At 67.4% G+C, this 23,765-nt stretch carries 20 protein-coding genes and 1 pseudogene; 12 read left to right on the top strand and 9 right to left on the bottom strand.

Features of this window, described 5'->3' with window-relative positions; translation table 11 throughout:
* Nucleotides 1-5: 5 nt before the first annotated feature.
* Both pepN and ACSUZJ_RS15925 read left to right on the top strand, forming a co-directional pair.
* Nucleotides 6-2,660 carry an aminopeptidase N gene (pepN, locus tag ACSUZJ_RS15920; protein ID WP_499409776.1) on the top strand — a complete coding sequence of 885 codons (2,655 nt, stop codon included), beginning with the start codon at nt 6-8 and terminating at the stop codon, nt 2,658-2,660.
* A gap of 6 nt (nt 2,661-2,666) precedes the next feature.
* On the top strand, nt 2,667-3,329 hold the full coding sequence (locus ACSUZJ_RS15925) for a hypothetical protein (RefSeq protein ID WP_499409778.1): 663 nt from the start codon (nt 2,667-2,669) through the stop codon (nt 3,327-3,329).
* Between the two features lie 13 nt (nt 3,330-3,342).
* Here ACSUZJ_RS15925 and ACSUZJ_RS15930 read toward each other — a convergent pair whose 3' ends face one another.
* On the bottom strand, nt 3,343-3,672 hold the full coding sequence (locus tag ACSUZJ_RS15930) for a hypothetical protein (RefSeq protein ID WP_499409780.1): 330 nt from the start codon (nt 3,670-3,672) through the stop codon (nt 3,343-3,345).
* A gap of 108 nt (nt 3,673-3,780) precedes the next feature.
* Between ACSUZJ_RS15930 and ACSUZJ_RS15935 the strand changes: the two genes are divergently transcribed.
* From ACSUZJ_RS15935 to ACSUZJ_RS15945, 3 genes are all read left to right on the top strand, one after another.
* Entirely contained in the window at nt 3,781-4,635 is an 855-nt protein-coding gene (locus tag ACSUZJ_RS15935; protein ID WP_499409782.1) for an endonuclease/exonuclease/phosphatase family protein, read from the top strand.
* Between the two features lie 115 nt (nt 4,636-4,750).
* Nucleotides 4,751-5,188, top strand: a complete 438-nt coding sequence (locus tag ACSUZJ_RS15940) for an acyl-CoA thioesterase (protein ID WP_499409784.1) — start codon at nt 4,751-4,753, stop codon at nt 5,186-5,188.
* Between the two features lie 115 nt (nt 5,189-5,303).
* The gene (locus ACSUZJ_RS15945; RefSeq protein WP_499409786.1) at nt 5,304-6,530 is read left to right on the top strand and encodes a right-handed parallel beta-helix repeat-containing protein; all 1,227 of its coding nucleotides are present in this window, start codon (nt 5,304-5,306) and stop codon (nt 6,528-6,530) included.
* Between the two features lie 21 nt (nt 6,531-6,551).
* On the opposite strand, the pseudogene arsC reads toward ACSUZJ_RS15945, so the two are convergent.
* A pseudogene (arsC, locus tag ACSUZJ_RS15950) lies at nt 6,552-6,896 on the bottom strand (arsenate reductase (glutaredoxin)); the annotation flags it as partial.
* Between the two features lie 225 nt (nt 6,897-7,121).
* Between arsC and ACSUZJ_RS15955 the strand changes: the two are divergent.
* Nucleotides 7,122-7,751, top strand: coding sequence for a 1-acyl-sn-glycerol-3-phosphate acyltransferase (locus ACSUZJ_RS15955; RefSeq protein ID WP_499409788.1), 630 nt, complete (start codon nt 7,122-7,124; stop codon nt 7,749-7,751).
* Nucleotides 7,752-7,780: 29 nt separating this feature from the next.
* Here the strand turns inward: ACSUZJ_RS15955 and ACSUZJ_RS15960 are convergent, their stop codons facing one another.
* The 5 genes from ACSUZJ_RS15960 to ACSUZJ_RS15980 form a co-directional block, all read right to left on the bottom strand.
* On the bottom strand, nt 7,781-8,329 hold the full coding sequence (locus ACSUZJ_RS15960; RefSeq protein WP_499409790.1) for a GNAT family N-acetyltransferase: 549 nt from the start codon (nt 8,327-8,329) through the stop codon (nt 7,781-7,783).
* Between the two features lie 118 nt (nt 8,330-8,447).
* Nucleotides 8,448-10,274 carry a DUF1302 domain-containing protein gene (locus tag ACSUZJ_RS15965; RefSeq protein ID WP_499409792.1) on the bottom strand — a complete coding sequence of 609 codons (1,827 nt, stop codon included), beginning with the start codon at nt 10,272-10,274 and terminating at the stop codon, nt 8,448-8,450.
* Between the two features lie 13 nt (nt 10,275-10,287).
* Entirely contained in the window at nt 10,288-10,437 is a 150-nt protein-coding gene (locus tag ACSUZJ_RS15970) for a hypothetical protein (protein ID WP_499409794.1), read from the bottom strand.
* 73 nt (nt 10,438-10,510) lie between these two features.
* Nucleotides 10,511-12,151, bottom strand: a complete 1,641-nt coding sequence (locus tag ACSUZJ_RS15975; RefSeq protein WP_499409796.1) for a SulP family inorganic anion transporter — start codon at nt 12,149-12,151, stop codon at nt 10,511-10,513.
* 382 nt (nt 12,152-12,533) lie between these two features.
* Nucleotides 12,534-14,015: a GGDEF domain-containing protein gene (locus ACSUZJ_RS15980; protein ID WP_499409798.1), complete on the bottom strand. Its 1,482-nt coding sequence runs from the start codon at nt 14,013-14,015 to the stop codon at nt 12,534-12,536.
* Between the two features lie 169 nt (nt 14,016-14,184).
* Between ACSUZJ_RS15980 and ACSUZJ_RS15985 the strand changes: the two genes are divergently transcribed.
* From ACSUZJ_RS15985 to ACSUZJ_RS15995, 3 genes are read left to right on the top strand one after another with little or no spacing between them, the layout of a single operon-like run.
* A complete protein-coding gene (locus ACSUZJ_RS15985; RefSeq protein ID WP_499409800.1) occupies nt 14,185-15,150 on the top strand; it encodes an SDR family oxidoreductase in 966 nt (321 codons plus the stop codon).
* An 11-nt stretch (nt 15,151-15,161) separates the two neighbouring features.
* Nucleotides 15,162-16,268 (top strand): non-homologous end joining protein Ku, encoded by a 1,107-nt coding sequence (ku, locus tag ACSUZJ_RS15990; RefSeq protein WP_499409802.1) that lies wholly within the window; start codon nt 15,162-15,164, stop codon nt 16,266-16,268.
* Between the two features lie 6 nt (nt 16,269-16,274).
* Complete coding sequence (locus tag ACSUZJ_RS15995) at nt 16,275-16,598, top strand: hypothetical protein (RefSeq protein ID WP_499409804.1); 324 nt, start codon at nt 16,275-16,277, stop codon at nt 16,596-16,598.
* Between the two features lie 207 nt (nt 16,599-16,805).
* Here ACSUZJ_RS15995 and ACSUZJ_RS16000 read toward each other — a convergent pair whose 3' ends face one another.
* Complete coding sequence (locus ACSUZJ_RS16000) at nt 16,806-17,786, bottom strand: hypothetical protein (RefSeq protein ID WP_499409806.1); 981 nt, start codon at nt 17,784-17,786, stop codon at nt 16,806-16,808.
* Nucleotides 17,787-18,004: 218 nt separating this feature from the next.
* Between ACSUZJ_RS16000 and ACSUZJ_RS16005 the strand changes: the two genes are divergently transcribed.
* The 3 genes from ACSUZJ_RS16005 (at nt 18,005) to ACSUZJ_RS16015 (ending at nt 20,883) form a co-directional block, all read left to right on the top strand.
* Complete coding sequence (locus ACSUZJ_RS16005) at nt 18,005-19,468, top strand: catalase (protein WP_499409808.1); 1,464 nt, start codon at nt 18,005-18,007, stop codon at nt 19,466-19,468.
* Between the two features lie 180 nt (nt 19,469-19,648).
* Nucleotides 19,649-20,281: a DUF1294 domain-containing protein gene (locus tag ACSUZJ_RS16010; RefSeq protein ID WP_499409810.1), complete on the top strand. Its 633-nt coding sequence runs from the start codon at nt 19,649-19,651 to the stop codon at nt 20,279-20,281.
* Between the two features lie 62 nt (nt 20,282-20,343).
* Nucleotides 20,344-20,883: a DUF2059 domain-containing protein gene (locus ACSUZJ_RS16015; RefSeq protein ID WP_499409812.1), complete on the top strand. Its 540-nt coding sequence runs from the start codon at nt 20,344-20,346 to the stop codon at nt 20,881-20,883.
* 24 nt (nt 20,884-20,907) lie between these two features.
* Here ACSUZJ_RS16015 and ligD read toward each other — a convergent pair whose 3' ends face one another.
* Nucleotides 20,908-23,526 (bottom strand): DNA ligase D, encoded by a 2,619-nt coding sequence (ligD, locus tag ACSUZJ_RS16020; RefSeq protein WP_499409814.1) that lies wholly within the window; start codon nt 23,524-23,526, stop codon nt 20,908-20,910.
* Nucleotides 23,527-23,765: the final 239 nt, after the last annotated feature.

The following is a 23,765-nucleotide window of genomic DNA, read 5'->3' on the forward strand; positions in this document are numbered from 1 at the left end:
GCTACTTGAACATCTTCGCACTCCGCCTGATGGCGCTCGCCATCGCTTCCGCCTTCGCTTTCGGCGCCACCGCCCATGCCGCACATGCCGCCGCCGCGCCTGCCCGCGCCGAGAATGCCTTCCTGTCGCAGCAGGACACCGCCGCGCGCTCGGCCCGCGTGTCGAACGTCGCCTACGCGCTGGAATTCACGCTGACCGGCAAGGAGACTTTCAGCGGCGTCACCACGGCCAGCTTCGACCTGAAGGACAAGGCCTCGCCGCTGACGATCGACCTCGACAAGGCCACCGTGAAATCGGTGACCGTCAACGGCAAGACGGTGGATGCGAAGTACAACAACTGGTTCATCACGATTGCCGCCGCCGACCTGGCCGAGGGCCGCAACACCGTCGTCATCGCCTACGAGCGCCTGCACAGCACCAATGGCGAAGGCCTGCACCGCATGGTCGACCCGGTCGACGGCCGCGTCTACACCTACTCGCACTTCGAGCCGGCCGCGGCGCACCAGATGTTCGCCGTGTTCGACCAGCCCGACCTGAAGGCGACCTACCAGGTCACGGCGAGCGTCCCGGCCGACTGGCATGTGGTGTCGACCACGCGCGAGTCGAAGATCGAGCAGGCGGGCGACTTGCGCCGCTGGACCTTCCCGACGACGAAGAAGCTGAGCCCCTACAACTTCTCGCTGCACGCCGGCCCCTATAAAGTCTGGGAAGACAACAGCGGCAAGTACCCGATGCGCCTGTTCGCGCGCCAGTCGGTAGCGGCCCAGGTGACGCCGCAGGACTGGTTCCGCTACACGAAGGACGGCCTGGCCTTCTTCGACCACTACTTCGGCATCCCCTACCAGTTCGAAAAATACGACCAGCTGCTGGTGCCGGACTTCCTGTACGGCGCCATGGAAAACGCCGGCGCGATCACCTTCGCCGAAGGCCGCTTCCTGCACAAGGCGAAGATGACCGACGCCCAGCGCCAGTCGCTGGCCTCGGTCATCATGCACGAGATGGCCCACCAGTGGTTCGGCGACCTCGTCACCATGCAGTGGTGGAACGGCCTGTGGCTGAACGAAAGCTTCGCTTCCTTCATGGGCACGCTGGCCACCGCCGAAGCGACCGAGTTCAAGGATGCCTGGCAGGCCTTCTATTCAAGCGGCAAGCAGGCCGCCTATGCCCAGGACCAGAAGCTCACGACCCACCCGATCGAGGTGCCGGTGCCGTCGACGGCCAACGCCTTCGACAACATCGACGCCATCACCTATTCGAAGGGCGCCTCGACCCTGATGCAGCTGCGCCACCTGCTGGGCGCGGAGACCTTCCGCAAGGGCGTGCACAACTACCTGGTCAAGTATGCGTACCAGAACGCGAAGCTGGACGACTTCATCGGCAGCCTGGGCCAGGCCGCCGGCCGCGACCTCTCCGGCTGGACGCGCCAGTGGCTGTACGAGCCGGGCGTGAACACGATCGCCGCCGACTACACCTGCAAGGCCGGCAAGATCGCGTCCTTCAGCCTGAAGCAGAGCGCGAGCCGCCAGTTCCCGACCCTGCGCGAGCAGCGCGTGCAGGTGGCGACCTTCAAGGTCGAGGGCGGCAAGGTGGCGCTGGCGCAGAACGTGGCCGTCACCTATGCCGGGGCGACGACGAACGTTCCGGGCCTGGTCGGCAGTGCCTGTCCGGACCTGGTCTATCCGAACTACCAGGACTGGGGCTTCGTCAAGGTGCAACTGGATGATCGCTCCTTCGCCACCGCGCGCGCCAGCCTGTCCCGGGTCGAGGACCCGCTGCTGCGCACCATGCTCTGGCAAAGCCTGTGGGATGGCGTACGCGACGCCAAGCTGCCGCTGAACGAATTCATCGAGACCGCGCTGACCAATGCGCCGCTGGAGAAGGACTACACGCTGCTGGGCGACATCCTTGGCAAGGTCGCCGCCTCGAAGGACTATCTCGACGCGATGAACCTGGACAGCGCCTGGGCGCGACAGACCCGCACCACGCTGGAAGAGATGGCGTGGAAGGGCGTGCTGGCGAACAAGGGCAACGAGAACTTCCAGCGCCGCTGGTTCTCGACCTACCTGGGCCTGGCCAGCACCCCCGTCGCGCTCGACCGCCTGAAGGCCATCTTCGCCGGCAGCACGGTCGTCGAAGGCCTGACGATCAACCAGGACCTGCGCTGGGCCATCATCGGGCGCCTGAACCGCTATAACGTGGCGGGGGCAGCCGCCCTGGCCGAGCAGGAAGCGCAGCGCGACAAGTCCGACACCGGCCAGGCCGCCGCGCTGGCGGCCAGCGTCGCGCGTCCTGCCCCGCAGGTGAAGGCGCAGTGGCTGGGCACGGTCGAAGACCTGCAGACCAAACTGCCGTTCTCGAAGATCCGCACCGCGATGAACAGCCTCTACCCGAGCGAGCAGAACGCGCTGTCCGAGCAGACCGCCAGCGCGCGCCTGGCGAAGCTGCCGGCGATCGACAAGGCGGCCGGCCCGGTCTACATGCGCGCCTACGTCGGGGCCCTGATCCCGGCCACCTGCACCCCGCAAAGCGTGAAGCGCCTGAGCGAGGCGGCCGACAAGTACCAGGACCTGTCGGCCGGCACCCGCCGCGCCCTGCTCGACACGTTGCAGGAAGACCAGCGCTGTGTCGCCATCCGGCAGGCCATGACGGCGCCGAAGTAAGCCGCCATGGTGAGCGGCGTTCCGGCATCATCGCGTACCGTGTCGTGGACGCCGCTCGTCCTGGCGCTGGGCCAGCACCTGCTGCTGGTGCTGGCCTGGTGGCTGCGGCCGGGCGTGCAGCTCCCCGGCCTGGCTCCCACCGAGCGCACCACGATGCTGGTCATGGTCAAGCCGCCGCCTCGGTCCTCCGCCACTTCCAGGTCCCTGCCCCGGCCGCCCGCGGTCACGCGCGCGCGGCCGCCAACGCTGCCCGCCCAGCCCGCCCAGCCCGCGAATCCCGACGCTGTCTTCGAACCACAGCCCACCCCGCCGCCCGCCGAAACCGAGGCTGCGCCCGCGCCCATGCCGGGCGGGCTGCTTGACGCGTCGCGGCGCATGGCCGGCAGGATAGCCCGGGAACTGCCTGCGGACAGCAGCCCGATCACGGCCGAACCCGACCGCAAATGGGAGCGCTTCGCCGGCATGGTGGCGGGCGCGCGCGTCGACGCCGGCCGCAGCGTGAGCCTGGACAGCTATACGGCTTCCGACGGCGTGACGATCTACCGCAAGACTGTCGGCGGCCGCGCGCGCTGCTATATGAGCGGCAGCGTCGGCGGCCTCGGACCGGCCGACGGTCACTCGGCCGGCAACGTGCCCTGCCCGCCCGGGGTGCGCTGGACCCGGCTCTAGCAGCCGGCGGACTTCAGGGGGCGGGACTGGACGACGGCCGGCACAGCTCGGCCACCCGGCGCCAGTCCCCGCTGCCGCCGCAGCCGGGCGGCGGTCCCTGCTTGAGCAATTCCTCGATCCGCAGCGGCGCCATCTCGTTGACCCGCACCTCGCGGTTGATCGGCAGGCAGACGGCGTCGTGCCAGGCCGCGGCGACGCCGGCCGGCGCCGGCAGCGGACCGCGCAGGCGCACGGCGGCCTGCTCGCATTCGTTTTGCGTCTGGTATACGCCGCGCAGGCTGCTCGATTCCAGCGTCACTTCCAGGTTCTGCTGCAGGTAGAGCAGCAGCACGATCGTGTACATAAGGCCTCCGCGACAGTACGGCCGGGTTCGCTCATCAAGCCTGAGCTGGATCAGCCCGGCTCGGCGGTAGAAGCTTAGGCTGTGCGCTTCGATTAAAAGAGGACAGCAATGCCGAAGCTTATCACCTGGAATATCCAGTCGGGCCGCACCGCGCAAGGCGGCGCCGACCTCGACCGCGTCGTCTCGACGCTCTCGCGCTTCTCCCATTTCGACGTGTTGTGCCTGCAGGAAGTAGCCTCCGGATACGAGGCGCGCGACGGCAGCCCGCTCGGCGACCAGTTCAAGGGCCTCGCCCTGCGCCTGCCGGGCTACAACCTCGCCACCTGCACCACCCTCGACACCCTCGCGCCCGAGGGAAGCCGGCGCCGTATCGGCACCATGATCTTCTCGCGCTACCGCATCCTGCAGGTATTTCGCCACTCCCTGCCCTGGCCGCCGGACCCCGAGGTGATGAGCATGCCGCGCAGCGCGCTGGAAGTGACGCTGCAGACGCCCTGCGGCCTGCTGCGCGTGCTGTCGGTGCATCTCGAATACTTTTCGCTGATCCAGCGCATGGCCCAGGTCGGACGCCTGCGCGAACTGCACCGCGAGGCCGTCCAGCACGCCCGCGCGCCGCGTCCGGGCGAGTCGGAAGCCGGTCCTTTCGAGGCGCTGCCGCGCGCCGCCAACACCATCCTGCTGGGCGACTTCAACATGCTGCCCGGCTCGCCCGAATACGCGCGCCTGCTCGAGCCCTTCCACGACGGCACGCCGGCCCTGCGCGACGCCTGGAGCCTGACCCAGCCGGGACGGCGCCACGCGCCGACCGTCGGCCTGCACGACGACAACCCGGACGCGGGCGCGCCCTTCACCTTCGACTTCGCTTTTGTCAGCGCGGGCCTGGCCGAACGCGTCGGCAAGATGCGGGTGGACGCCGCCGAGACCGGCTCGGACCACCAGGCGCTGCTGCTCGAAATCGGATGAGCCTGCATCCGACCGGGCTGGCGGGTAGAATGGTCCTTTTGCCGGCGGCCCTTGCATTGCACGTCATGGACGCCTCGCGCGCAAGGACCGCGGCTGCTGCCAGAAGGAAACCGATTTGAACTGGGATTATCCGCAACCGTATATCTTGTCGCTCGTGCCGCGCCCTGAAGACATCGATGGACTGAACCACACGAACAATGCCGTTTATGTCCGCTGGTGCGAACAGGTCGGCTGGGCCCATTCCGAGTCGCTGGGCCTGAGCCTGGAGGACTACCGGCGCCTGGACCGCGCGATGGCGATCCGGCGCGGCGAATACGACTACATCCTGCCGACCCTGCTGGGCGAGGCGTTGACGCTCGCCACCTGGCTGGTCGGCGGCGACGGCAAGCTGTCGATGGAGCGGCGGTTCCAGCTGGTGCGCAACAGCGACGGCGCGACCGTGCTGCGCGGGCGCTGGGAACTGGTCTGCATCGACATCAGCGGCGGCCGGCCGCGCCGCATGCCGCCGGAGTTCCTCGACGCCTATATGCCCCAGGTCGTCGCGGCGAACTGAGCCATGCACGGGCGCGCGTGAGCTACCTTGCGCGCGCTCAAAAGGAAACTTGAGCAAACCGGGCCGGGCGGCGGGTGTGCCGGGCGACACTCTCTGAGTGCCCACAAGGATCCCTATGGCCAGTCCCGACAACCTCGCCGCCGCCCGTCGCGCCTATCCGCTCGCCGCCCTGCTGCGCTGCGTTGGGTCGCTCCCGCTTCTGCTCCCGCTTCTGCTCCCGTTTCTGCTTGTGCTCCTGCTTGTGCTCGCCGGCTGCTCGCGCGAGGATTCGTCCGAGCAGCTCGTGGTGCCCGAAGTCGTGCGCACCAACCTGTACGTGGCGCCCGGCGGCTCCGACGCCAATCCCGGCACCGAGGCCGAGCCCTTCCGCACCATCAGCCGCGCGGCCCAGGTCGTCACGCCCGGCACCACCGTGTACGTGGCGCCCGGACAGTACACGGGCGGCTTTCGCACCGAGGTCAGCGGCAGCGCCGAGGCACGCATCATCTTCCAGTCGAGCGAGCGCCGCGGCGCCAGGATCGTGCCGCCACTCGACTCGCGCACCACCAGCGCCTGGGACAACCGCGGCAGCCATGTCGACATCGTCGGCTTCGAGATCGACGGCACCCAGTACCAGAGCGGCAACAAGTGGCTGAACGGCATCTACAACGGCGGCTCGCACAACAACATCCGCCACAACCACGTGCACCATGTCGGCGTCGACGTGCCCTGCGAAAGCGCAGGCGGCGCCGGCATCCTGGTGGACGGCTCGCACAAGGGCACTGGGTCCGAGGTAGTCGCCAACAACGTGCACGACATCGGACCGGCCGATTGCGGCTCCCACCACGGCATCTACATCGGCACCGAGGCGCGCGTGCGCAGCAACCTGATCTACCGCATTGCCGGCGCCGGCATCCAGCTCTGGCACGACGCCAACCGCGTCGAGGTCACCGGCAACACCATCTCCACCTCCGGCGCCGGCATCGTGGTCGGCAGCGGCGACTACCACCACGGAACGGGCCCGAACGACTACACGGTGGTGGCAAACAATATCGTGTACGACAACAGGCAGGGCATCCTGGAACTGGGCCAGACCGGCGAGAACAACAGCTACCGCAACAACCTGGTCTTCCAGAATGCAGTGGCCGACTGGCGCCTGCCCGAGGGCCGCAAGCACGTCGGCACGATCGCGGCCGAGCCGGCCTTCGTCGAATACAGCCGCACCGGCACCCCGGACTTCCGCCTCAGCCCGCGCTCGCCGGCGATCGGCAAGGGCCTCCCCGGCGACACGCCGGAACAGGATTACCAGGGCAAGCTGCGCAGCAAGGCGACGGGGTATGACATCGGGGCCTTCCAGCACTGAGAGCGTTCGCCCCCCGCCTTACAGGATTTCGCGCACCAGCTCGAACGGCCGGCACAGGCGCACGCCCTTGGGCGTCACGACGAAGGGCCGATTGATCAATACCGGATGCGCCAGCATGGCGTCCAGCAGCGCCTCGTCGGTGACCTCCGGCGCATCCAGGCCCAGCTCGCCGTACAGGCTTTCCTTGCTGCGGATCGCCTCGCGCGGCGTGAGGCCAGCGGCTGCCAGCATGGCCTGCAGCTCCTCGCGGGTCGGCGGATTGCTCAGGTAGTCGATGACGCGCGGCTCGATGCCGGCGTCGCGGATCGCGGCCAGGGTGTTGCGCGAGGTGCCGCAACGCGGATTATGGTAGATCGTGATGTCCATAGTGATAAGCCTTGCTGAAAGGACAGCATGATACCGCAGCAATACATCAACAGTACCGCAGCACCATCGCCGCCGCCATACAACAGGCGCGCCATTTTTGCTTGTCGCCCTTGCGCGGCCGCTATAGAATCCTCCGCTTGGTTTTCCGGGGAGTAAGTTTGCTTCCTTGCGAGAACAGTAAAATACAAGGATAACGGCCGGTTCACACGGCACGACGGAGAAAACATGAGCGATCATCTGCTGCGCCCCGCGGCACTGCCCACCTGGGGTCAGCGCACTTCCCTGCGCCTGCTGAACCTGATCGGCTGGAAGATGCACTACAAACCGCTGCCCGGGCCGCACGGCATCGCGGTCGTCTATCCGCACACCTCGAACTGGGACTTCTTCATCGGCCTGCTCGGCAAGTGGGCCGTGGGCCTGCAGTTCCGCTGGCTGGCCAAGGATTCGCTGTTCAAGGGCATCCTGGGCCCGGTCATGCGCTACTGGGGCGGCATCGCGGTCGACCGCCGTGCGCCGATGGGCGCCACGCGCTCGCTGGCGCAGAACATGCTGCGCGAAGAATGGTGCTGGGTCGCGATCACGCCCGAAGGCACGCGCGGCTACCGTCCGCACTGGAAAAGCGGCTTCTATCACCTGGCGCTGGCCGCCGACGTGCCGCTGCTGCTGGTCTACATGGACTACAGCAAGAAGGTGCTGAGCGTGGTCGACACCGTGCGCCTGACCGGCGACCAGGAAGCCGACATGGCCGCGATCGCCGCCGTTTACGCCGGCAAGCAGGCGCTCTACCCCGAGCTGGCCGCGCCGATCAAGCTGGCCCCGCCGCACGCGGGCCCGGACCGCAGGAAGAGCGCCTGAGGCGCCCGAAACTCCCGCCCGAGCCTCTCTTATGCCGCGAGCGCTCCCTTGCGCTCGCGCACGAACAGCGTCTTGTAGTAGATCGCCGTCGCGCGCCAGTCGCCTTGCGGGGTCGCGCAGTATTCCGGCAATTCGCCGATCCGGGTATAGCCGAGCCGCTGGTAGAGCGCCTCAGCGCCCGAGCCCGCCTCTGTATCCAGGAACAACAGGCCGCGCCTGAGCGCCAGCGCCTGCACTTCCAGGGCCTCCATCAGGGCCGTGGCCGCGCCGCTGCGCCGCGCGCCGCTGTGCACCAGCAGCTTCTGCACTTCCGCACGGTTCAGGCCGTTCGGCTTCTGGCACAGGTCGAGCTGCACCGTGCCGACCAGCACATGGTCGCGCCAGGCCACCAGCAGCACGCGCGAACCTTCCGCCACCGCTGCGCGCACGTCGCGCCAGTAAGCATCGGCCGCCGCCTCGTCGATCGAGGCCATGAACCCCACCGATGCGCCATGCGCGACCGCGTCCAGCAGCAGTGCGCGCAGCGGCGCCGCGTGCGCCGCTGCGCCGGCGGCGTCGAGCATTCGAATCTGCATCATGGTTTCCTCCGTTGTCGTCAACGCAGAGCGTGCAGGATTCGTGCCTGCCTGTCCAGCCGTGCTGCCGCGAGAAATGCACCAATATGGTGCATTCGTCGCCTCCGTACATCCCGATGCACTAGAAGCGGACCCCGACAGCGAGCGCCGCGACATCGCGGTCGGCGACCTGGTTGTAGTCCCCTCCCCAGCCCGGCAGGTACTGCATCTCGAACAGGTAGCGCTGGCGGTACTCGAAGCGCAGCGCCAGGTTGGCCGTCTTGCGTCCCTCGTTGAGCAGGAAGTCGCCGGCCCAGCCTTTCACGTCATGCGCGAATGTCATGCTGGCGCTCGCGGCCAGGCCGTCGAGCAGCGCCGGGACGCGCGCATCCAGGCGCAGCCGGTAGCCCCAGGCGTTCGCCGTGGCATAGCCGCGCAGGCTGCACTGGCGGACGGCATTGCCGGTGGCGACGGTGCAGGCGCCGTTCACCGGGCCGACGCCGAAGATGTCGGCCCGCCCGTAGCGCCGCAGCGCCTGATCCGGCAGGTTCGATGCATGCTTGCCGACCACTTCGGCCGTACCGGTGAACCCGGCCCTGCCCCATTGCCACTCGCGCTGGGCGCCCAGCTGCAGCTGCGACATCGCATACAGGTCGTAGCCATGGAAGAGGCCTCCGGGCGGCACCGCGTTGGCGTCGGCGCGCAGCAGGGCCGGCGCGCTGGCGTTCAGGAAGGGCGGGAGCACGTCGCCTGGCGCCAGCATGAAGGGCTGGCGCGGCCGGTAAGACGCTTCGCCGTAGAAGACGGCGCGCCCGCGCTTGTGCGCGACCGTGAGCGCGGTGATTTCCAGGTCCTGCGGGTACTCGGTGAAATAGGCCATGTTGCGCCCGTCGGGATCGCCGGCGATCAGGGCCGGGCCATTCGGGCGCGTGCTGCGGCGCAAGCTCGGCAAGGCCGTGCGTGCGTTGTAGCGTGCGTGGTAGATCCCGACGTCGAGCGCCAGCGCTGCCGATTTCCAGGTCAGGCCGACACCGTACTCGGGACCGTTCACCTCGGGCGTGGGCAGGCGCTTCTGGTAGGCGCCAAGCGGGATGCGGGCGCGGTCGCTGACCATCGGCTGGCCCGACATCACCAGGTCGCAGCCTTCGGCCAGGTAGTCGCTCAGGGCCCACAGGGTGCCGCACATGTCGAGCGCGGTCGGCCTGTGGCTGGTCTGGTAGTAGGCCTCCACGCCGAAGGCGGGCGCGAACTCGAGCCGCCCGGACAGCATCGGCACCGCCACGCGCATCTCCTGCGGGACGGCGCCAGCCCTGTGCAGGGCCGGCAGGTCCTTCGGATTGAGCGCCTCCAGCCCGCCGGGCGTGATACTGCGGTTGCCCCAGTCCAGCGACTGCTGCCCGAGGCGGGCGCTGTAGCGCAGCCTGTCGGCCTGGCCGGCATACTGCAGCCAGGCCTCGCCCAGGGCCACGCCCGAAAAACGCGACAGGCGCGCGGCGCCGGCATCCGACAAGGGCGCTCCCGCCGCATAGCCGTTGGCGACATTGCCCCAGGGGCGCTTGCGGTTTTCCAGCGCCTCGTCGCGCCAGGCCTTGACCCGCACCAGCGCCGACCACGGGCCCTCGCGCAGGCTCAGGTCGAAGTAGGCCTTCAGGGCCAGGGAGGCCAGGTCGCCGCGGGCGTAGTTCAGGTTGGCGTCGTCGGCATTGCCGCCGCTGCCATAGCCCGCCAGGCCGATCGCAGCGGCATTCACGCCGGTCAGCAGTTGCGGGTCCTGGGCCTGGGTGCGGGCCACCGCGCCGAAGTTCACGCGCCCGCTGATCTTCGTTTCGACCGCCTGCGCCGCGGGCAGGCTGCCCAGCGCCAGCGCCAATGCCGGTCCAAGCACGGCTGCGCCGCGTGTCAGGTTGAGGGAAAAGCCGGTGGGATGGACTTGCCCGGTCCTGGGCCGGGACGATGCGAGCGGCGCCATGGCATGGCCCGGCTCAGTGAGGACGGCGGGCCAGCATGCGCTTCCAGGCCGCCAGCTCGAGCAGGCCGGCGGTCGCAAGCAGCGCGATGGAATTCTCGGCCAGGCCCGCGATCCAGAGGACCGGCGCCAGGAACAGACAACCAACGGTGATGAAGCGATGCATGCCAGCCTCCTTCATATTTATTATTTGCAAGTTAATACTGCCACAGCATTTGTGCTGCCGCAATATCTGCAATTCATTCTTTGTTGTTCGAAAGCTGGTCCCAGGCCATCGCCGTGCTCAGGAACACCCTGCCCTTCAGTTGCGGCAGCAAGTCGCTCTGCTTGAGCCGGTCCATCACCGGCCCCTTCACCTCGGCCAGGTGCAGCGTGACGCCGCGCCCCGCCAGCATCGCATTCAGCTCGGTCAGCCCGAACAGCGCCGTGGTATCGACCTCGTTCACCGCCGACAGCACCAGCACCAGGTTGCGGGTGCCGGGGTACGCGGCCAGCTCGTCCTCGATGCGGGCGTTCACCGCCTCGACGTTGCCGAAGAAGAGGCCGGCGTCGATGCGCAGCATCAGCAGGCCCGGATGGGTGTCGGCCGTGTAGCGCGCGATGTTGCGGAAATGCTCGGTGCCGGGAATGCGGCCCAGCACCGCGATGTGCGGACGGCTGGCGCGCCAGATCAGGGCGCCCATCGACAGCGCCAGGCCGATCACCACGCCCGCCTCCACGCCCATGACCAGCACGCCGCAGCCGGTCGCCACCAGGGCGGCGGCGTCGGCGCGGTCGAAGCGCCAGGCGGTGCGCAGCGTGCTGGCGTCGAGCATGCCGAGCACGGCGACGATGATGGTCGCCGCCAGCGTCGGCAACGGCATCAGCGCCAGCCAGCCGGTGGGTGCAACCAGGGCCAGGGCCAGCAGCGCGGCCGTGATCAGGCTGGCGAGCTGGCTGTTGGCGCCGGCGGCGAAGTTCACCGCCGAGCGCGAGATGCTGCCAGTGACCGGCAGGCCGCCGCTCAGCGCGCTGCCGAGGTTGGCGGCGCCCAGGCCGATCAGCTCGTGGTTGCTGTGCAGCTTTTCGGCGCGCTTGAGCGCCAGCGTCTGGGCGCCCGACATGCTGATCAGGAAGACCATGAAGCCGATCAGGAGGGCCGGCTTGAGCAGTGCGACCCAGTGGCTGGACGAAGTTTCCAGCGCCAGCAGCGGCAGGCCGGCCGGGACGCGGCCGGTGGTGTGCACGCCCAGCGCCTGCAGGTCGAGCAGGGGCACCAGCGCGGTGGCGCCGAGCACGACCGCCATCGGCGCGAGCTTGGCGCCGATATCGGCCGCTGTCGGCGCCAGCCCCAGGCGGCGCAGCAGCGGCGCCAGGTGGCTGCGCGCGAACAGCAGCAGGAGCAGCGACACGACACCGAGGATGGCGCTGGGCAGGTGGAAGTCCGGCAGCTTCGCGCCCAGCAGCGCCGGCAACTGGCCGAGGGCGATGACGATCGAGGAACCGATGGTGAAGCCGCTCATCACCGGACGCGAGAAAAAGTTGGCGACGAAGCCCACGCGCAGCAGGCCGCAGACCAGCAGCACCGCGCCCGAGATCAGCGCCAGCTGGGCCGCCAGCGTGGCGTACAGGGCGCTGCCGGCCGGCGCCAGCGGCGCCAGGGCGGACGCGGTCATCAGCGAGATGATCGCCATCGGCCCGACCGACTGGGTGCTGCTGGTGCCGAACAGGGCGTACAGGGCCGGCGGCACGATGCTGGCGTAGATGCCGACCACCGGCGGCAGCCCCGCCACCAGCGCGTACGCCATGCCCTGCGGGATCATCATCATCGCCACGACCACCCCGGCGCTGATGTCGCCCGGCAGCATGGCGCGCCGGTAGTGCCTCAACCAGTGCAGCATGGTGTTCTTCGTTTCTTAGCGTGTTTCAAAGGCGCAAGGGTAGCATGCCGGACGGGCCGGTGGCCGGCCTTTTGTAGGGTGGACACCTGTGTCCACGCGGTTTGGTACCGGTGCACGCCACCGAAACGTCCGGCAGCCGGCCGCGTCGCAAGCCGCGTGGCTCGGAAACGGTGAGACGGCGCGGGCTCGAGAGCCCACCCTACGAAAACCCACAGCCACCCGGAACATCCGCGGTGCCGTAGGGTGGACACCCGTGTCCACGCGGTATGGTGCCGGTCCACGCCACGGAAACGTCCGGCAGCCGGCCGCGTCGCAAACCGCGGGGTTCGGAAACGGTGAGACAGCGTGGACACAGGTGTCCACCCTACGAAACCAGCGATGATTACATCGCCAGCTCGACGCAGTTGCGCCCTGCCCGCTTGGCCCGCCCCAGCGCGGCATTCACCCGCAGCATCAGCGAGTCGCCGCTTTCCTGTTCGCCGAGCTGGGCCACGCCCAGGCTCACGGTCAGCTGGTCGCAGCCGGGAATCGGGGTCGCGGCGATCGCCGCGCGCAGCTTCTCGGCGATCTTCAGGCCGTCGATCGCGCTGGTATGCGGCGCGATCACCTGGAATTCCTCGCCACCCGAGCGCACCACCATGTCGCTCGAACGCAGCAGTGCTTGCGCCGCCTCGGCCACCGTGCGCAGCGCGACGTCGCCGACCGGGTGGCCATAACGCTCGTTGATTTCACGGAAGCGGTCGATGTCGAAGGCGATCAGCGCCAGCGGCAGCCGGTAGCGGCGCGCGCGCTTGATCTCGAGCTCGAGCAGGGTCTCGCCGTGGCGGCGGTTCGCCACGCCGGTCAGGGCGTCGACGGTGGACAGGTGCGTCAGGCGCGCCAGCAGTTCCTCGCTCTCGCGCCCCATGTCGGCCATGCGCAGGCCGAGCGCCACCAGGCCCGCCAGTTCGTCGAAGGCGTCGAGCTGGTCGCGCGAGAACACATGCCTGCTGTCGAACAGCAGGCACAGCGACCCGCGCGCGCTGTTCAGGCCACTGCCGGGCCCGCCCGCCGGGATCGGCAGGCCCAGCACCATCTCGACGCCATGCGCGCGCAGCGCCTCTGCCAGCGCGGGCTCGCCCGATTTTTCCGGCGCATCGAGCAGCGCGACGGTGTTGGCGGCGGCCGCCAGCAGGCCGGGGAAGGCGTGGCGCAGCGGCGACTGCAGCAGGCGGTCGCCGCGCTGCAGCACGCTGGCCAGGTTCAGGGTGCGGCGCGCGCCGTGCTGCGCCTGCAGCCGCAAGTCGCCGCCGGGCTGCAGGTAGAACAGCGCCGCATGCACGACGCCCGGCCAGCTGCACAGCGCCTCGCACAAGTGCTCCGACAGCGCCAGCAGGTCCTCGCCCTGTCCAAGGGCCGCCTGCACCCTGGCGCGCAGGGCCGCCAGTTCTTCCAGCTCGCTTTCGCGCGGCGTCGGTGCCCGCACCAGGCTGGCGCCGGCCGCCAGGCGCGCCGCGAGCAGCTCGCGCAGGGCCTGTGGCGCGAGCGGCGCGATCGCGTAGTCGAGCGGACCGCAGGCCATCAGGGCCGGCAGCCAGCGCATGTTCGCGAACGGGCACAGCACCAGCGTCGGTTCGCCCGCGCGCGCCGACACCAGCCGCGCCAGGCTCGCCAGGTCGAGTTCGGGATCGAAGCGCTCGAGGTCGATGACGAGGAGATCGACCGCTTCACGCTGCAAGGCCTCGAGGGCGGCGTCGGCGCCGTCGGCCAGCGCCAGGCGCGCGAATTGGCCGCCGCAGTCTGCCTGGAACGCAAGGCGCCGCTGGGCTGCCGGGTTGACGAACAACCCGGCGCGTTGGCCTTGCGGCTCGGCCTGCTGAGGCATGGTTTTCTCCTTGTCATGCATATTTGTTACGAAGCGGTATGAATTTTGACATATTTGGGAGGGGCCGAACAGGCAAGGTGTGTTCTTGTGTGTGGAAGCGCACCGTCGCGCCCGGGCGCGCGGCCGATACTGGCGCGGTCAAGAACCAGGATGCGAAAGGAAGCGTGCGATGGCCAACCAGGACGATGTAGCGAACCACCAGAAGGCGATCCAGAACCGCCAGGACCAGCTCGACGCGAGCGGGGGACAGCAGGAAGGCGAAAAGCCGGTCCAGATCGGCGCCCAGCAGCCGGTGCCGCCGATGCCCGAGCAGCACCTGGCCAAGCCGGGACTGGAGGCGCAGATGGAGGTCAAGCCGCGCTTCATGGCCGAACACTACAAGGGCAGCGGCAAGCTCGAGGGCCAGGTGGCGATCGTCACCGGCGGCGACTCGGGCATCGGGCGCGCAGTGGCGGTGCTGTTCGCGCGCGAAGGCGCCGACGTCGCCATCCTCTACCTGAACGAACACGAGGATGCGGCCGAGACCCAGCGCTGCATCGAGGCCGAGGGCCGGCGCTGCGTCACCATCGCCGGCGACGTCAAGGACATGGAGTTCTGCCAGCAGGCGGTGGACCGCGTGGTCGCCGAATGGGGCCGCCTGGACGTGCTGGTGAATAACGCCGCCTTCCAGGAGCACGCCAGCAGCCTGCTCGACATCACCGAGGAACGCTTCGACGAGACCATGCGCACCAACATCTACGGTTACTTCCACATGGCGAAGGCCGCCCTGCCCTACATGAAGCGCGGCGCGGCCATCGTCAACACCGGTTCCGTCACCGGCCTGAAGGGATCGAAGATGCTGCTCGACTATTCCTCGACCAAGGGCGCGATCCACGCCTTCACGATGTCCCTGGCCGCCAACCTGCTGGACAAGGGCATCCGCGTGAACTGCGTCGCGCCGGGCCCGGTGTGGACCCCGCTCAACCCGGCCGACCAGTCGCCGGACAAGATCGTCCACTTCGGCGAGAGCACCACCTATGGCCGCGCGGCCCAGCCCGAGGAGCTGTCGCCGGCCTACGTGTTCCTGGCCTCGAACGCCTGTTCGAGCTACATCACGGGCATCGTGCTGCCGGTGACCGGCAGCGTCGGCGAATAAGGAGAAACGGCATGGCGCGCAGCATGTGGAAGGGTGCGATCAGCTTCGGGCTGGTGCACATCCCGGTCGAGATGTACCCCGCGGTGAGCAACAATGCGCTCGACCTCACCATGCTCGACCGCCGCGACTTCTCCCCGATCGGTTTCAAGCGCTACAACAAGACCACCCAGAAGGAGGTCTCCTGGGACGACATCGTCAAGGGCTACGAGTACAGTTCGGGCGAATACGTGGTGCTGTCCGACGAGGACCTGCGCCGCGCCAACCCCGAGGCCACCGCGACCATCGACATCCTCGCTTTCGTCGACGCCGGGGACGTGCCCCTGCTGTACTACGACCATCCCTACTATCTCGCGCCCGGCAAGGGCGGCGACAAGGTGTACGCCCTGCTGCGCGAGACGCTCAAGAAGGTCGGCAAGATCGGCATCGCCCACGTCGTCATCCGCGTCAAGCAGCACCTGGCGGCGCTGGTGTGCGAGGGTGACACCATCGTCCTCAACACCCTGCGCTACCCGGACGAGATCCGCGACGCGGGCGAACTGAAGATCCCGTCGGCGAAGGCGAAGAGCGCGGCGATCAGCGACAAGGAGCTGAAGATGGCCATGGCCCTGGTCGAGGGCATGAGCGAGGACTGGGACCCGAGCCAGTACCACGACGACTACCGCGAGGACCTGCTCGCCCTGGTCGAAAAGAAGATCAAGGCCAAGCAGACCAAGACCATCACGATGCCGGACCCGGACGAGAAACCGGCCAAGTCGACCAACGTGATCGACCTGGTCGCCCTGCTCCAGGCCAGCCTGGGCAAGAAGCCGGGCAAGGGCAAGGCTGCCCAAGGTGATGAGAATGCGGACGAGGACGACGACGAACCGCCGCCGCCGAAGCGCTCGCCCAAGCCGGTCGAGGTCGAGGACGAGGAGGAAGCGCCGCCCCCACGCGCCCGCAGGACGGCGGAGAGCCGCGAGCCTGCCACCGCCAGCGCGAAGCGCACGGCGGCGAAGTCGGCTACAAGGACCGCGGCCAGGCCGGCTGCAAAACCGGCCGCAAAGAAGGCTGCCGCGAAATCGACCCGCGCCGCGCCGCCGGCCGCGAAGGCGCCGGCGCGCCGCAAGAAGGCGGCGTGACGGCCCATGGATGAATTCCTCGACTTCCTCCAATGGCCCGCGATGGCGGTCAGCCTCTACGCCGCCTACCTGATCGGCTCGCAACGCGCCGGCAGGCGGGTGTTCGGTTTCTGGATGTTCATCCTCAGCAACCTGCTGTGGATCGTCTGGGGCGTGCACGACGAAGCCTGGGCGCTGATCGCGCTGCAGGCGGCCCTGATGGCGATGAACATCCGCGGCATCTGGAAGAACGACTCGCATCACAGGGCGCATGACACGGCACATGACACGGCCGGCGCGACAGACGCACCGGCCAGCAGCGAAGGCCGGCGTTCAGCCGGGCGGCGCTGAAGACAACACCCACGCGACACGATTCGCTCACTCAAGGAGGTTCACATGCGTAAGATGATCATGATGGCGATTGCCGGTTTTATCTGGAAAAAAATCCAGGCCAAGATGAATGGGCAGACCAGCGGGTCGGTGCGCCGCTACTGATGATCCGCCGCGCTCGCTCTCGCAGCGGGCGCTGGCACGACCGCGCGGTTCGCGCAGGGCGCCCTAGTTCTTGGGCACGTTCTGCGGCGTGTGCACGTCGGTCTGCGCGAGCGGCGCCTTGCTCAGCCACCCGAGTGCATCCTTGAGCTTCATACCGAGACCGTTTGCACCAACGTCCAGGATGACCGCCGTCGAGCAGCAGGACTGGAGGCTATTCAGCGCCTTTTGCGCTTTTTTGAACGTGATACCGCCGGTTCGAGAGGCATCGCAGCGGCCGATCAGCCAATCCTTGAAAACCGGAGCGCCCTTCAGCACAAATTGCTGGCCGGGAACGACGTCTTCGTAACCAGGCCCGGCAAGTTCTTCCTCCGCGCCGTCGAGCGAACGATATAGTGGAGCGCCGCCATCGTCGGGCCAGAACACATAGCCGATCTCCGCGGTGTTCTTGCCAATCCTGTTCCTCAGGGCGAGCAGCTTGCTCAGCTGCCAGTGCACGCCGGTCAGGTCGCTGGTCTTGTCGCCGCCAGTAAGCATGGCCAACAGCTTGGTGTTCGCGTCCGGGTCGAGTTCCTTGCTCGAGGGAGCGCGCTTTACCGTCGCCGTCTTGGCGCCGCCATGGTCAACCCGTTTGGCCTGCAGAATCGCGATGACGTAACCATTGTCGCGGCAAAGCACGAGCGCAAAGTCCGCGCCGATGCGTGCCTCGTCGTTCTTGCTGAACTGCTGCACCCAGGCAATCGCGGTTTCCCCGCGCGGGGCCCAAGGCGCCCAGAAGCGGGTTGCGCCAATCAGCGCGGTGATGAAGGCGCTGGTGGTTGCCTCTTCATCGAGCTTGCGTCCGAAAATGGCGCCGTTCAATAAGGCGAAAGCCTCTTCGCAGACCGCTGCGCCGGTGAATTTCCGGGGAAGCAGTGCAAATTTGGTCCCCATCTTGACGTGCATTGCATCGACTGTCTGCCGCATTGAAACGTAGGACCAGGGACTTGGTGCGCTCGTCTTTGGAATCGTTACTGCGGGTGCCGCCCCTTGCTTCATCTTGTTCATGCCACTCCTTCGTCGTCCTCAAACCATGCGTCGCTGCTTTCATCTGAGCTCGTGGATTCTAACGGTTACAAAGAAGATCAAATTTTATTTTGAGACTTGGTAAGCATGGCGATTAGGGTTTAGCTATCAAACCAATCAAATCAATTAAATTTATCTTTCACTCATCAGTATTTAGAATCCTCTTCATCAAATTCGTCATTTTTTGAAGAGGAGCGAGCATGACCCAACCCCGCCTGACCACCGCCTCCGGCATCCCGGTCGCCGACAACCAGAATTCCCTGAGCGCCGGCCCACGCGGCCCCCTGCTGCTGCAGGACTTCCACCTGATCGAAAAGCTCCAGCACTTCAACCGCGAGCGCATCCCCGAGCGCGTCGTGCACGCCAAGGGTTCAGGCGCCTACGGCACCTTCACCGTCACCCACGATATCAGCCACCACACCAAGGCCAGGCTGTTTTCGGAAATCGGCAAGAAGACCGAGACCTTCCTGCGCTTTTCCACCGTCGGCGGCGAAAAAGGCAGCGCCGACACCGAGCGCGATCCGCGCGGCTTTGCCCTGCGCTTCTACACCGAGGAAGGCAACTGGGACCTGGTGGGCAACAACACGCCTGTCTTCTTCATCAAGGACCCGATCAAGTTCCCGGACTTCATCCACACGCAAAAGCGCCTGCCGGACAGCAACCTGAAGTCGGCCAACATGATGTTCGACTTCTGGAGCCGCGCCCCGGAGAGCCTGCACCAGGTGACGATCCTGTTCTCGAGCCGCGGCACCCCGGACGGCTACCGCCACATGGACGGCTTCGGCAGCCACACCTACAGCCTGATCAACGAGGCGGGCGAGCGCGTCTACGTGAAATGGCATTTCAAGACGCGCCAGGGCATCAAGAACCTGAGCAGTGCGCAAGCCGTGCGCCTGGCCGGCGCCGATCCCGACCACGCCCAGCGCGACCTGTTCGACGCCATCGCCGCCGGCAACTTCCCGCAGTGGGACGTCAAGGTGCAGGTCGCCACACCCCAGCAACTGGCCGACTGGGAAGCGCGCACCGGCTGGAACCCGTTCGACCTCACCAAGGTCTGGCCGCATGGCGACTTCCCGATGCTGCCGGTGGGCGTGCTGGAACTGAACCGCAATCCACTGAACTACCACGCCGAAGTCGAGCAGGCTGCCTTCTCGCCAGCCAACGTGCCGCCGGGCATGGGCTATTCGCCTGACAAGATGCTGCAGGGCCGCCTGTTCGCCTACCACGACGCCCAGCTCTACCGCGTCGGCACGAACCACCAGCACCTGCCGGTGAACGCTCCGCGCTGCCCCTTCCACAACCAGCAGCGCGACGGCGCGATGGCGATCGCCAACGGCGGCGCGGCGTCGATCTACGACCCGGTCGATCCGGTCGGCAAGGGCGTGCTGGGCATGGGCCACGGCGAGCAGGAACTGCCGCTCTACGGCAACGCCGGCCGCTTCGACTTCCGCGGCCAGGAAGACGACTACACCCAGCCCGGCAATCTGTTCCGCCTGATGAGCACTGACGAGAAGCAGAACCTGTTCGAGAACCTGGCCGGTCCGCTGAGCCAGGTGAGCGACGAGATTCTGCAGCGCCAGCTGCGCCAGTTCGACCTGGCCGACCCGGCTTACGGACGCGGCGTGCGGGCTGCGCTGAAGGCGCGCGGCCGCAATGTCGACTAAGCTCGACTAAGGCCGGCGAGGCAAGTGCTCTACGGCCGGCTCCGCCGGCCCCTCCTCTCCCTGGCGCCGCAGGCCTCCTGCGGCGCCTTTCTTATGCCGCAGGAATAGACAGAGGCATGGTCATTGCCTCCAGGAATGTCCACGGTTACACTCGCTCCTGTTCGAACAACAGGAAAGCAGATGCGTAGCGCGAAAACGCCCCGTTACCAAGGAAAAATCAGTAGCTGGAAGGACGAGCAGGGTTTCGGCTTCATCGCGCAGAACGGCGGCGGGCCCAGCGTGTTCTTCCACATCAAAGCCTTCACCGAGCGCGGCATCCGCCCGGCCGCTGGCGACCTGGTCACCTACGAATTGAGCGCCAACGAAAAGGGACAGCCGCGCGCCGAACGCGTCGCCTTCGTGCGTGACCGGCATGCCCGTCCGGATGCGCCTTCGGGCAGCCGGTCCGGTTCGCCCTTGATCGCTTTCGGCTTTCTCGCCGTTCTCGCCGTCGCCGTCCTGCTCGGCAGGCTTCCTCTCCTGGTGCTCGGGCTGTATGTCGCCGTCAGCCTGGTCGCCTTCATCGCCTATGGCGTCGACAAGTCGGCCGCCCGCAACGGGCGCTGGCGGACGAAGGAAAGTACCCTGCACATGCTGGGGCTGTGTGGGGGCTGGCCGGGCGCCCTGCTGGCGCAGCGCGTGTACCGGCACAAGTCGAAGAAGCGGGAATTCCAGGTGGTGTTCTGGTTTACCGTTCTCGTCAATTGCGCCGTGCTCGGGTGGACCGTGCTTCCTGCCGATGTGCGCAGGTCTGCCCTGGCGATAATTGGTTAGATTTCGAGCATTACTCAGGGGATATACTCCAGCTGATTTCACGCTCACCTGAAGGGAAACCCATGAAGTTCATCGTCCAGGCCGCACTCGGCTTCTCGCTGCTTGCGGCGGCGCCCGCATTTGCCGCTGCCCCGGCGCCCACGGCACAGACCGGCGTCGCCAGCGCCGCACACCTGCAAGCCGTGCAGGACCTGCTCGGCGCCATGCAGTTCGAACTGGCCCTGCGCGGCGTCGCGGCGCGCAGCGGCTACCAGAGCGAAGCCCAGCGCAAGGCCGTGTACGCCAGGCTCGACAGGATGCCGCCCGCCGAGGTCTACCGGCGGCTGGCGCCTTCGCTGGCGCGCTTCGTCTCCGCCGATACCGCGATCGAGATGACCCGCTTCTACCAGACCCCTTACGGGAAGAAAGTCATCCATGCCAGGTACAACAGCGCCGCCCAGGTCATGATGCCGGGCGCGCGGGCGGCCGTGGCGCCGGAAGAAAAGAAAGAGCGCAAGCGCGCCGCCTATGTCGCGGCGAGCAAGGAACTGGCGGATGCGGAGCCGATGTTCCAGCGCGAAGCCTTCAAGCTGCTGCAGAAGATCAACAGCGAGAAGGGCTGAACAGGTCTTCGCGGTTCCCGAGCCTCAGGAAGGCTTGAAGCCCATCTGCTTCATCGCCGCCGTCAGCGTCTTTGCCGCTTTGGCATACCCCGTCCAGGGCTCGTTGCCCCGGTCCAGGCGGGTGTGCACGTTGGTCACGTTCCAGTGGTCGCCCGATTTGAGGGACTTCAGCTCGTCCCAGGCGACCGGCACCGAGATGCCCAGGCCCGGCCGCACGCGCGCGGCCCAGGCGCAGATGGTGGTGGCGCCCTGGCCGTTCCTCAGGTAGTCGATGAAGATCTTGCCGACCCGGTTTTTTGCCCCGCTCTTGAAGGCGAAGCGCTCCGGCAGCGTGGATGCCAGGTGCTTGACGATGGCCTGCGAGAAGGCCTTCACCGTGTCCCAGTCCCTGCCGCCCTTGATCGGCACCACCACGTGCAGGCCCTTGCCGCCGCTCGTTTTGAGGAAGTTCGGCAGGCCGAGTTCGTCCAGGAAGGCGTGCATCAGCTGGGCCGCTTCCTGCACCGTATGCCATTCGACGCCCTCGCCCGGGTCGAGGTCGAACACCATGCGGTCGGGCTTGTCGTAGGCCTTGCCCGTGGCGTTCTGGGTATGGATCTCGACCACGTTCCACTGCGCGGCCGAGAGGATGCCCTCGACGCTGGCGATGGTGAGCATCGGCGGGTGGCCGGGGTCGAGCGACTCGTCCATGTGCTTCACGCCCGGCATCTTGCTCACGTCGGCGTGCTTCTGGAAGAACAGCTCGCCGCCCACCCCGGCGGGCGCCCGCACCAGCGACACCGGCCGGCCCTTCAGGTGCTCCATCATCAGCTCGCCGACCAGGGCGTAGTAGCGGATCAGGTCGAGCTTGGTGGTGCCGGTTTTCGCGTCGATGACGCGCTCCCCATGCGTCACCTTCATCGTCGCCGGCAGCCTGCTCGGCGCCGCGACCGGCTCGGGAGCAGGATCGGCCACATCGTCTTCCTCGAGCGGCGCCACCTCCTCGATCGGTTTGGCGACCTCGCGCGTGATGCCCTTGGCCGGCTTGTCGCTGCGCAGGCCCTGGAACACCGGGTGGCGGATCGAGCCGGTGTTGGTCCACTCCGAGAAGCTCACCTCGGCGATCAGCTTCGGCTTGACCCAGTGGTGCTTGCGTCCCGGGACCGAGCGCGGCGGGAACGGGCTCTCGTCGGTGTCGAGGGCCTTCAGCTTTTTCGTGATGTCGCGCAGGCTTTCGGCGTTGAAGCCGCTGCCGACGTTGCCGCAATAGCGCAGCACACCGTCCTTGTCGTAGGTGCCCAGCAGGAGCGAGCCGACGCCCTGGCGCGAGCCCTTGGGGTCGGTATAGCCGCCGATCACGAACTCCTGGCGCATGCCGCACTTGAGCTTGATCCACTCGGGCGAGCGGCGCGAGACGTAATGCGAGTCGCGCCGCTTGCCGATCACGCCTTCCAGGCCGATCTTGCAGGCGGCGACCACCAGGCCTTCCGGGTCGTTGCCGAACTCGGCCGAGAAACGCACCTTCTCGGACGGCTGGGCCTGGGCCAGCGCGCCCTCGAGCAGCGCGCGGCGCTCGACCAGGGCGACCTCGCGCAGGTCGTAGCCGCCCAGGTAAGGCACGTCGAACAGGAAGTAAAGGATGTCGGCCCCGTGGCTGCCGTCGAAGGCCAGCTGCAGCATGCCGAAGTTCGGCCGGCCGTTGGCGTCGTGGACGACGATTTCGCCGTCGTACCAGCCGTCGGGCAGCCCCATGCGCTCGAGTTCATCCTTCAGCGGGGCGAGCCTGTCGGTCCAGTCGTTGTTGTTGCGGGTGATGAGGCGCACCTTTCCGTTCTCGATCCGCACGAGCATGCGGTAGCCGTCGAACTTGACCTCGAACACCCACTCTTCCGGGTCGGGCGGCGGACCGTCCACCAGGGTGGCCAGTTCGGGCGCGAATTCCTCCGGCAGCTTCGCTTCGACGGCGCCTTCGGGCAGGCCGGGCGTCGTGCCGGCATCCTTCGCGGCCAGCTTCGCCACGGCCTTGGCCGCGGCCGCGTCGGCCTTCGCCTTGGTGGTGCGGCCGGCTTTCGTCGCCTTGGCTTTCGCCGGCGCCTTCGTCGCGGTGTGGGGCATCGGCAGGTTCTTGACGCTGTCGGGCATCTCGTCGATCACCGAGAATTCCTCGGCCGGGCGCGCATAGTCGTCCTTTTCCTTGATCAGGAGCCAGGGCTCCTGCTTCTCGTCGCCGCGGCCCTTCATGCGCACCAGCACCCAGTTGCCGTGCATTTTGTGCCCGTGCATGCGGAACTTCAGGTTGCCGCTGCGGTAGCCCTTGTGGGGATCTTCCAGCGGTTCCCAGGTGCCCTTGTCCCAGATGATGACCTTGCCCGCGCCATATTGCTTCTCAGGGATGGTGCCCTCGAAGTCGGAGTAGGAAATCGGGTGGTCCTCGACGTGCACGGCCATGCGCTTGTCGTGGGTGTCGTAGCTGGGGCCCTTGGGCACGGCCCAGCTCTTCATGACGCCGTCGAGCTCGAGCCGGAAGTCGTAGTGCAGGCGGCTGGCCCAGTGCTTCTGGATGACGAAGGTCAGCGCGTCCGCGCCGGGCGCCCCGCCTTCGGCAGGCTCGGAAGTGATCGAGAAATCGCGCTTGGCTTTGTATTCCTTGAGGGCGTCGGACATGGCAGGCTCCTGCGAACTTCGATGGCCCCAGTCTAGGCTGCCCGGCCCGGCGCGACTGTACGGCAGCTAACGGTTGACCTCGGGTCGCGCCCGGGCCGACCCGGTTCGATCCAGCATGCATCGATTGTAACGGGATGTAATAAGCGTCAACGTTGCGAAACGGGACCGCGTTACTGGCTCAGTAACACCGGCATTTCCCCAAGCGGGACGTCCAATTCTGACCACTACTGAAGGAAAGA

The organism is Telluria sp. B2 (assembly GCF_051789535.1).
Lineage (GTDB): Bacteria > Pseudomonadota > Gammaproteobacteria > Burkholderiales > Burkholderiaceae_D > Telluria.

Bases quoted from the DNA above. Each gene is read 5' to 3' on its own strand.
- ACSUZJ_RS15925 (WP_499409778.1), top strand. From the start codon at position 2,667: ATGGTGAGCGGCGTTCCGGCATCATCGCGTACCGTGTCGTGGACGCCG.
- ACSUZJ_RS15930 (WP_499409780.1), bottom strand. From the start codon at position 3,672: ATGTACACGATCGTGCTGCTGCTCTACCTGCAGCAGAACCTGGAAGTG.
- ACSUZJ_RS15935 (WP_499409782.1), top strand. From the start codon at position 3,781: ATGCCGAAGCTTATCACCTGGAATATCCAGTCGGGCCGCACCGCGCAA.
- ACSUZJ_RS15945 (WP_499409786.1), top strand. From the start codon at position 5,304: ATGGCCAGTCCCGACAACCTCGCCGCCGCCCGTCGCGCCTATCCGCTC.
- ACSUZJ_RS15955 (WP_499409788.1), top strand. From the start codon at position 7,122: ATGAGCGATCATCTGCTGCGCCCCGCGGCACTGCCCACCTGGGGTCAG.
- ACSUZJ_RS15960 (WP_499409790.1), bottom strand. From the start codon at position 8,329: ATGATGCAGATTCGAATGCTCGACGCCGCCGGCGCAGCGGCGCACGCG.
- ACSUZJ_RS15965 (WP_499409792.1), bottom strand. From the start codon at position 10,274: ATGGCGCCGCTCGCATCGTCCCGGCCCAGGACCGGGCAAGTCCATCCC.
- ACSUZJ_RS15970 (WP_499409794.1), bottom strand. From the start codon at position 10,437: ATGCATCGCTTCATCACCGTTGGTTGTCTGTTCCTGGCGCCGGTCCTC.
- ACSUZJ_RS15975 (WP_499409796.1), bottom strand. From the start codon at position 12,151: ATGCTGCACTGGTTGAGGCACTACCGGCGCGCCATGCTGCCGGGCGAC.
- ACSUZJ_RS15980 (WP_499409798.1), bottom strand. From the start codon at position 14,015: ATGCCTCAGCAGGCCGAGCCGCAAGGCCAACGCGCCGGGTTGTTCGTC.
- ACSUZJ_RS15985 (WP_499409800.1), top strand. From the start codon at position 14,185: ATGGCCAACCAGGACGATGTAGCGAACCACCAGAAGGCGATCCAGAAC.
- ku (WP_499409802.1), top strand. From the start codon at position 15,162: ATGGCGCGCAGCATGTGGAAGGGTGCGATCAGCTTCGGGCTGGTGCAC.
- ACSUZJ_RS15995 (WP_499409804.1), top strand. From the start codon at position 16,275: ATGGATGAATTCCTCGACTTCCTCCAATGGCCCGCGATGGCGGTCAGC.
- ACSUZJ_RS16000 (WP_499409806.1), bottom strand. From the start codon at position 17,786: ATGAACAAGATGAAGCAAGGGGCGGCACCCGCAGTAACGATTCCAAAG.
- ACSUZJ_RS16005 (WP_499409808.1), top strand. From the start codon at position 18,005: ATGACCCAACCCCGCCTGACCACCGCCTCCGGCATCCCGGTCGCCGAC.
- ACSUZJ_RS16010 (WP_499409810.1), top strand. From the start codon at position 19,649: ATGCGTAGCGCGAAAACGCCCCGTTACCAAGGAAAAATCAGTAGCTGG.
- ACSUZJ_RS16015 (WP_499409812.1), top strand. From the start codon at position 20,344: ATGAAGTTCATCGTCCAGGCCGCACTCGGCTTCTCGCTGCTTGCGGCG.
- ligD (WP_499409814.1), bottom strand. From the start codon at position 23,526: ATGTCCGACGCCCTCAAGGAATACAAAGCCAAGCGCGATTTCTCGATC.